Below are 9,055 nucleotides of genomic sequence, written 5' to 3' on the forward strand. Positions count from 1 at the left end.
AAACGCCTACCTGTGGCGGATGATGCAAGTCGTCGGGCACCCCGACACCGAACTCTATGAACTCGACGGCTACGACCACGGCCAAATGGCCGGCCCCGCCCATCCGCTGCTGCTCCGCTTCGTGAAAAAACACAGCCGGTGAAATGCATCGTCGAGGGATACAGGGTGGGACATAAGCCCACGGATGGCAGCGCGAACCCACGGATGAGAGCGCGACCGTACAGATGAGAGCGTGGTAGTTGTGAATGTCGATCGCGGATCGTATCGGTCCTACCGGCGTCTCAAACCGGCAATCTCCACGAGCGATTTCCCAAAATTGACTGCAATTCCCCACCGCGCGCCCAGAGCTTTCATGTACGACCGGCAGCGGTTCATATTGTAGGTGTTGTCTTCGAACAACGCTGTTTGACACAAAACAATTTCGTCTTCGATCAGCAAGCAATGTAACGCGGACTGCCGTAGTTTCGTATCAGCGTACCGCGATTCGGCAATTGGATTCTCGGCTACTTTCATTCCGTTGTGCCGGAGCCCAAACAACAAAAGCTTTCCTAGCACCTCGTCGCCATACCCGGTTCCATGTTCTTGATAGATGTCGTTCACTACGTTGCGAACCGCTCGACCGGTGGTTCGCGTTTGCCCGGTAATACTCCCTTTCCAGTATTTCCAATTCTCAACAAATCGCGACGCTGCGGGAGTGTATACCACACGTTCGATCGCGACACGGTCAAGTCCCATATTGACCAACAGGCCTAACGAATCCCTTCGACATTTTAGATAGTCAAATAGCTGAACAAATTCTGTCGGAGCAAGTCGACGCGGAACCGCCTTAAGCTCGATGGTGATATTGCCCCAAACAACGAAATCGGGGATCAATCGATAGACTTGTTCTCCGTACAGCAAGAGTGGGTGAATCGGCTTGCTGACAAAGGGAACGCCGTTGTCTCGAAAACAGACCACCAATGCTTGGTGATAGTCTTCTTCGTCGCGTCCGACTCCCACGTCGTTTTGAACGTCAAAGAAACAACGCCGAATCGCGTGCGTACGGTCCTCGTAAAGAATCGCCATGAGCCCCCCCGGATGAGAACGGTGATATTAATACCCTCGGATGGCAGCGCGAACCCACGGATCGAGACGAAACAGAATTTCCTCGGTTCACGCTGCCATCCGCGGGTTCACGTTGCTATCCGAGGGTTCACTCGGCTTTCCGTGGGTTCGCGCTGCCATCCGTGGGTTCGCGCTGCCATCCGTGGTTTCACTCTGCTTTCCGTGGGTTCGCGCTGCCATCCGTGGGTTCGCGCTGCTATCCGTGGGTTCGCGCTGCTATCCGTGGGTTTCTCAATCTCTCACGATCCGTCCCAAACTTGCTAGCAAACACCAAAGAGAACTGAACATGACGAAAGACTTGATCCCCCACGTCGAACGGATTGTCCGCCGGCGGATGGCCGACCAGCAGGCGGGTCATGGTTTTGATCATGTCGGCCGCGTGCTTCGTTCGGCGCGAAAGATCCAGGAGGAAGTCGGCGGGGATCGGACGATTGTGGAACTTGCCGCCTTGCTGCATGACGTCGGCGATGCGAAGTTCCACGACGGGGTCGAGAAGAGCGCCGAATTCACGCGACAGATCCTCGGCGAACTCGACGTCGATGTGGCAACGATCGACCACGTCGCAGAAATCGTCGACAACCTTTCGTTCCGCAAGGGCGACGACGCGAAACCGCTCTCACTCGAAGGCCAGATCGTTCAAGATGCGGACCGTTTGGACGCGTTGGGTGCGATCGGGATCGTGCGGACGATTGAATACGGCGCGGCGTTCGACCAACCGTTTCATGTTTCGGGCAATGCGGATGGAACGCACAAGACCGGCCTGCGCCACTTTGACGACAAACTGTTCAAACTGCGCGGGCTGCTGAACACCGAGCCGGCTCGGCGAATGGCCCGACAGCGCGAAGCATTCATGAGAACATTCGTCGATCAATTTCTCGCGGAATGGCAAGAGTGATCCGAGAAAACGCCTGATCCGCTGCCCGGTCGTCAGCCGCTGCCCGGTCGTCAACTGCTGCTCGCCTCGCTGTGCTGCATCACCGACACGTCGGATGGCCCCACCGATGCCCCCACCGATGGCGGAACGCCCCCACGGATGTCATAGTAAGGGTTACAACTTTCGTTTCACATCCGTGAGCCCGCTTTGCCATCGGTGGTTTTTGTTTTCGGCCGCGCATCCAACGCTCAAGCATTTTTATGACAACTTCGCGAAACCTGATCCACCCGCGTGACGAGATCATGCAGACGATGGATCGCATCTATCGTTACCGGATGACGACCACGTCCGGCGGCAACCTTTCGATCCGCGACGCAGCGGGCGACATTTGGATTTCGCCGGCGAGAGTGGACAAGGGGAACCTGTCACGCCGCGATATCATTTGCGTGCGCCGCGACGGCACCGTCGAAGGTCCGCATCCGCCGTCTTCGGAATTTCCCTTTCACAAGGCGATCTACGACGCGCGTCCCGACGTGGTGTCCGTCGTCCACGCGCACCCGGTCGCCCTGGTGGCATTCAGCATCTGCCGCCAAACCCCCAACACGCGACTGTTCCACCAAGCCCATTCGGTCTGTGGCAAACTGGGATTCGCGCCGTACGCCTGTCCGGGCAGCAAGCAGTTGGGCGCGAACATCGCCGCGTCGTTCGCCGAGGGTGCCGACAGTGTGATCTTGGAGAACCACGGGGTCGTCGTCGCCGGAGACTCACTCTCTGACGCGTTCAAGCGATTCGAAGCATTTGAGTTCGCCGGCAAGACGCTGATCAAGGCGGCGGCGCTGGGCAACGTCAACCTATTGGACGACCACCAACTGGACCAGGCAGCCCGCCGCAGCGTCGACTTCGACAGTCTTGATCCAGCGCCCGCCAGTGCCATCGAATTAGAACTGCGACGCCAACTCTGTGATTTCGTTCGCCGCGGTTGTCGCCAACGACTGCTGATCAGCACCGAAGGCAGTTTTTCGGCGCGGGTCGGCGACGATGCGTTCCTGATCACGCCCACGCAACAGGATCGCGAGTTGCTGGGCGTCGATGATTTTGTTTTGATCGATGGCGATCGGCGTGAAGCGGGGAAACTGGCCAGCCGCGCGGCCAAGGCGCATCAGGCGATCTACCGTCGCCACCCCCACGTCAATGCCATCGTGTTTGCACACCCGGTCAACGCGACAGCGTTCAGCGTCACTGAAAGCGAATTCGATGTCCGCACAATTCCGGAAAGCTACGTGTTTCTGCGCGACGTCCAACGCGTCCCCTACGGCGTCCAATTCGGCGACGGCGATCAGATCGCCGACTATGTCAACGAAAAAACGCCGGCAGCGATTTTGGAAAACGACGGCGTGATCGTCACCGGACGCAGTGTCCTGGATGCCTTTGATCGCCTGGAAGTGCTGGAGTCCACCGCCGAAGCGGTGATCAACGCCCGATCGATCGGCAGCGTCCAAGCGATGTCCGACGACGTGATCGATGAACTGTGTCGCGAATTTGATCTGTGACCGCTCGACAGCAGTGCGCCACCCTCGGTGACGGCGGCGGACCGGCCTGTTGAGGGGCGCCTGCACGTGACGATCCGTCACGCTTCCCGATGGCATCGAGGGGGAAAGTGCGGATTGCGAAACAGTCGGCGCATCAGAAACGGACGATCCGTTCGTTGCTAACGCGTTTGCGACTCAAAGAAACGCGCCGATTAACGAACATCCCATCAACTGACCATGACGCGGCGGGTTCCATGCTTCGAAGTGTTTTTCGAAGAAATCAACCGTCTTCTTAGCTGTCCACCCTCCTGCATGGTCGAATCAAAAAATCTGCATGCCGAGGCGTCTTGAGCCGCTGCATCCCGTAATTTGCGAGGGAATCATCCCAGAACGGCCTGGATCGGTCCCAATCCTTTATTTCCACGGTCGAACGGGCGTAACGCGTGCCCGATCAAGGCGTTGCATGCATTAGCTATGACGGGGGGGTGAGGGAAAATCGTTCTTCCCGGCGGCTTGTTCATGTAATAATGAACACACGCCCAATCCTCTCTTTTCTCAGTGTCACCCCGTCGCCGCGGGGACGCCCAGGCGGGACCGCCAGACCTGTAGAAAACCGATCGCATGCGACTCCGATCGATCCCAGAGGGTGCATCTTGTGCGTCTATTTCGTGGCAGAGTCGGCAGACCCATTGTAATGACGAACACGCCCAATCTATTGCAGCTTTATTCCGAGACTTACGAACGCGAAAAGCAAGTTCGTTACACGCTGAAAGAGTACCTGGAGGCGGCTCGTGATGATCCGTCGTTGTACAGCAGCGTCGCTGAACGAATGATTCAAGCGATCGGCCAACCGAAGCAGATTGATACGTCCAGCGATTCCCGTCTCGGCCGGATCTTCATGAACCGGACCATCAAGGTCTATCCCGCGTTTGACCAGTTCTATGGGTTGGAAGAAACCATCGAACGGATCGTGGGTTACTTCCGTCATGCCGCCCAAGGACTCGAGGAACGGAAACAGATTCTGTATCTGCTCGGTCCGGTCGGCGGTGGCAAGAGTTCCCTGTCGGACGCGCTGAAGCGTTTGATCCAACGTCAACCGGTTTATGTGTTGTGCGCCGGCGACGAGATGAGCCCGATTTTCGAAAGCCCACTGGGGCTGTTCGATCCCAATTCGATGGGCTTCTTGCTGGAGGAGGAATACGGCATTCCACGTCGACGTCTGAGCGGTTACATGTCCCCCTGGGCCGTCAAACGGTTGGACGAATTCGGCGGCGACATCTCCAAGTTCTCCGTCGTACGCGTGATGCCTTCGGAACAGCGACGATGCTGTGTGACCAAGACCGAACCGGGAGACGAAAACAACCAAGACATTTCCTCGTTGGTCGGTAAAGTCGACATCCGTAAGCTGGAACATTTTTCGCAAGACGACGCCGACGCGTACGCCTACACCGGTGGACTCAATCGCACGACCCAAGGTCTGCTCGAATTCGTCGAGATGTTCAAAGCGCCGCTGAAGATGTTGCACCCGCTGTTGACGGCGACACAAGACGGCACCTACGTGGGCACCGAGAACGTCGGCGCGATGCCTTACCAAGGCATCATCGTCGCCCACAGCAACGAATCAGAATGGGAATCGTTCAAGGCCAATCGCAACAACGAAGCCTTCCTCGATCGGATCTGCGTGGTCAAAGTCCCTTACTGCCTGCGCGTCACCGAAGAACGAAAGATCTATGACAAACTGATCCAGAGTTCCAAACTGGGCGAAGCACCGTGCGCGCCCGACACGCTGGAAATGATGGCACGCTTCTCTGTCTTGACGCGTCTGAAGGAACACGAAAATTCCAACCTGTATTCGAAGATGCGGGTCTATGACGGCGAGTCGCTCAAAGACACCGACCCGAACGCGAAGACCGTCCAGGAATATCGGGACGCGGCCGGTGTGGCCGAAGGCATGGAAGGCGTGTCGACGCGGTTCGCCTACAAGATCCTGTCGGAAACCTACAACTTTGACACCGACGAAGTCGCCGCAGATCCCGTCCACCTGCTGTACGTGCTTGAAAAAGCGATTCTGCGCGAACAGCTGCCCGAAGAAACCGAGCAGCGTTACCTGGAGTTCGTCAAAGAAGACCTGGCGTCGCGATACGCCGAATTCATCGGCAACGAAATCCGTAAGGCCTACCTGGAATCCTATCACGCCTACGGCCAAAACCTGTTTGATCGTTACATCGCCTACGCCGATGCCTGGATCGATGACCAGGACTACAAAGACCCCGATACCGGACAATTGATGGATCGCGACGTCCTGGACGAGGAATTGGAAAAGATCGAACACCCCGCCGGGATCTCCAACGCGAAAGACTTTCGATACGAGATCGTCAAATTCGCGCTCCGTTCACGGGCTAAACATGACGGCCGCAACCCCGAATGGACCTCCTACGAAAAGATTCGCGAGGTCATCGAAAAGCGAATGTTTTCACAGATCGAAGAGCTGCTGCCGGTCATCAGTTTTGGCGCCAAAAAGGATAGCGAAGCCGAGCAAAAGCACAGCGAATTCGTCGAGCGAATGACCCAACGGGGTTACACACGACGGCAGGTCCGTCGGCTGGTCGATTGGTACATGCGTGTCAGCAAGTCAGGATAGGAACACGATCCCCATGCAAGTGATTGATCGCCGGCAGAACCCGAAATCGAAAAGTCTTGGAAACCGCCAACGCTTTCTTCGTCGCATCAAGTCCCAGATCCGCAAGACGGTCAAGGACGCGATCGAAAACCGTAGCGTTACCGATCTCGATAGCGGCGAAAAAGTGTCGGTCACCGCCAACGAGATCGGCGAGCCGACCTTCGGATTTGATGCCGCCGAAGGCAGTCGCAACTACGTCATCCCGGGAAATCACGATTACCGGCGGGGCGATCGAATTCGCAAGCCCGGCGGCGGATCCGGAAGCGGTTCCGGCGGAAGCCCCGACGGCGACGGCGAAGATGCATTCGTGTTCATGCTCAGCCGCGACGAATTCCTGAACCTGTTTTTCGAGGACCTCGAACTCCCCAACCTCGCCAAACGCAAGCTGAAATCCGTGGCCAGCGAAAAATGGAGTCGCGCCGGATACGCCAACGACGGCTCGCCGCAGCGGCTGAACAAATACCAAACGATGCGACGAAGCCTGGCGCGACGCATCGCACTCAAACGGCCCAGGCTCCACGAACTGAACCGGTTGGAAGCGGAACTCGAAGCAGCGGAGTCGAGAGCCGACGGCGATCACGGTGATGAAGCCAAACGTCTTGCCCGGTTGATCGAAGAAACCCGCGATCGCATGCGGGCGGTCCCGTTTTTGGACCCCGTCGATCTTCGCTACAACCGGTTCGAGCAGACACCCAAACCCGCCACGCAAGCGGTCATGTTTTGCCTGATGGACGCCTCGGCATCGATGACCGAATCGCTCAAAGATCTCGCCAAGCGTTTCTTCATCCTGCTGCACCTGTTTTTGAACCGCCACTACCGCTCGGTCGAACTGGTCTTCATCCGACACACCTACACGGCGGCCGAAGTCGACGAAGAGACCTTTTTCCATGGCCGCGAAACGGGCGGAACCGTGGTCTCCTCGGCGCTGGAAGTCATGCTGCGAATCATTCGAGAACGCTATCCGGTGCAGGATTGGAACATCTACGCCGCCCAGGCCTCCGACGGACACAATTTCGATCACGACATGCCGCGCACGATCGAGTTGCTGCAGCGTGAGATCTTAGACCTCTGTCAGTACTATGCCTACATCGAGGTCGGCGAAGAAGAATCGTCGTACGTCAGTGCACTTTGGAGCGGGTATGCTCAGCTGGAAGCACACCCCCACTTCGCACGCGCCACCGTCTTGGATCCGACCGAGATTTACCCCGTGTTTCACAAACTGTTCGCCAGCAATCGACAGGCGTCTTGAGCGACCATGGACAACCGGACGTTACTGTACGAAGGCTCGGAGTGGGACTTTAACCACCTGCGACGTGTCCATGATGCGATCGAAGAAATCGGCGTCGGCGAGATGGGCTTGAACGTCTATCGCAACCAGATCGAGGTGATCACCAGCGACCAGATGCTCGATGCCTACGCGTCGTTCGGCATGCCGCTGATGTATTCTCATTGGTCGTTCGGAAAACGGTATTCCCGGGAAGCGCTGCTGTATCGCAAAGGGGCACAGTCATTGGCCTATGAATTGGTGATCAATTCAGACCCGTGTGTCGCCTACGTCATCGAAGAAAACAGCATGACGATGCAGACACTCGTGATCGCCCACGCCTGCTTCGGGCACAACCATTTCTTCAAGAACAACTATCTGTTCCGCCAATGGACCCATGCCGAACGTGTGCTCGATGACCTGGCCTATGCCAAACGATTCATTGCCGAATGCGAAGAACGGTACGGAATGCAGGCCGTCGAACGGACGCTCGATGCCGCCCACGCGTTGATGTCACAGGGCGTCAGCCGGTACGCCCCACAACGCCCGGTTCGATCCCAAGACGCGGTGCTCAAGGCCGAATCGCGAAAATCGCACCACGAAGCAACGTACAACGATTTGTGGAGAACCCTTCCGAAACCGAAGGAGGATGCCGACGCCGACGACAACGCGGAACGTGAGTATGACGCCGCCGCGCTGCGATTGCCCGAAGAAAACCTGCTCCGGTTCCTGTCACTCCACGCACCCAAGTTGAAGGATTGGCAGCGCGAGGTGTTGGACATCGTCCGCAAGACCGCGCAATACTTTTACCCCCAACAGCAGACGCAATTGATGAACGAAGGCTGTGCAACCTTTGTCCATTACCAAATCATGAATCGTCTGCACCAAACCGGTCAGGTCAATGAAGCGGCGATGCTTGAATTCCTGCACATGCACACGGCGGTCGTCACGCAACCTGATTTTGACGACAAGCGATTCCGGGGATTGAATCCCTATGCGTTAGGCTTCGCGATGATGAAAGACATCGAACGCATTTGCCAGAGCCCCGAACCGGAAGACGAGGAGTGGTTCCCCGAAATCGCCGGGCGGGGAGACTTCATGGGCGTCTTGCGAGATGCGTGGGCGGATTTCCGAGACGAGAGCTTTGTGCTGCAGTTTCTCAGCCCGCATCTGATTCGGAAGATGCGTTTGTTCGCCGTTCGCGATGCGTCCGACGCTCCGCACTTGTCGGTCGAAGCGATCCACGACGAATCGGGGTATCGTGAAATTCGACACCGCCTGGCCCAGCAATACGATCTCTCCAAACGCGACCCGGAGATCGAAGTGACCGAAGCTGACTTGAAGGGCAATCGACGGTTGGTGCTCACCCACCGCGTTCGCGACGGCAAAACGCTCAGTTCAAGCAACTGCAATCGAGTCCTGCGGCACGTCGCCAATCTGTGGGGCTATCGCGTGCGATTGATCGAAATCGATGCTGACAGCGGGCAGACGCTCAACGATTACGACGCGGTGGCGCTGCCGTAGTTGTGGTGTCTTTTTAAGGCGTTGAATCGTCACACTCCCCTTGGGCATTAGTATCGACACCTCTTTTGCATGTCAGATCC

Annotated in this window: 6 protein-coding genes; 5 read left to right on the forward strand and 1 reads right to left on the reverse strand. The window is 57.2% G+C overall.

Annotation, left to right across the window (positions count from 1 at the left end; translation table 11 throughout):
• Nucleotides 1–270: 270 nt before the first annotated feature.
• Nucleotides 271–1,065, reverse strand: a complete 795-nt coding sequence (locus ABX749_RS11845; RefSeq protein WP_372896163.1) for a GxxExxY protein — start codon at nucleotides 1,063–1,065, stop codon at nucleotides 271–273.
• Nucleotides 1,066–1,384: 319 nt separating this feature from the next.
• On the opposite strand from ABX749_RS11845, the gene ABX749_RS11850 reads away from it, so the two are divergent.
• The 5 genes from ABX749_RS11850 to ABX749_RS11870 all read left to right on the forward strand — a co-directional run bounded on the left by ABX749_RS11850 (nucleotide 1,385) and on the right by ABX749_RS11870 (nucleotide 8,975).
• The gene (locus tag ABX749_RS11850; RefSeq protein ID WP_372896167.1) at nucleotides 1,385–1,999 is read left to right on the forward strand and encodes an HD domain-containing protein; all 615 of its coding nucleotides are present in this window, start codon (nucleotides 1,385–1,387) and stop codon (nucleotides 1,997–1,999) included.
• Between the two features lie 239 nt (nucleotides 2,000–2,238).
• A complete protein-coding gene (locus tag ABX749_RS11855; protein ID WP_372896164.1) occupies nucleotides 2,239–3,528 on the forward strand; it encodes a class II aldolase/adducin family protein in 1,290 nt (429 codons plus the stop codon).
• 673 nt (nucleotides 3,529–4,201) lie between these two features.
• Nucleotides 4,202–6,148 (forward strand): PrkA family serine protein kinase, encoded by a 1,947-nt coding sequence (locus tag ABX749_RS11860; RefSeq protein ID WP_095736972.1) that lies wholly within the window; start codon nucleotides 4,202–4,204, stop codon nucleotides 6,146–6,148.
• A gap of 13 nt (nucleotides 6,149–6,161) precedes the next feature.
• Nucleotides 6,162–7,436, forward strand: a complete 1,275-nt coding sequence (locus ABX749_RS11865) for a YeaH/YhbH family protein (protein ID WP_372896165.1) — start codon at nucleotides 6,162–6,164, stop codon at nucleotides 7,434–7,436.
• A gap of 6 nt (nucleotides 7,437–7,442) precedes the next feature.
• Nucleotides 7,443–8,975 (forward strand): SpoVR family protein, encoded by a 1,533-nt coding sequence (locus tag ABX749_RS11870; protein WP_372896166.1) that lies wholly within the window; start codon nucleotides 7,443–7,445, stop codon nucleotides 8,973–8,975.
• Nucleotides 8,976–9,055: the final 80 nt, after the last annotated feature.

Origin of the sequence: Stieleria sp., assembly GCF_041595215.1 — a bacterium.
Taxonomy (GTDB): Bacteria; Planctomycetota; Planctomycetia; order Pirellulales; family Pirellulaceae; genus Stieleria; species Stieleria magnilauensis.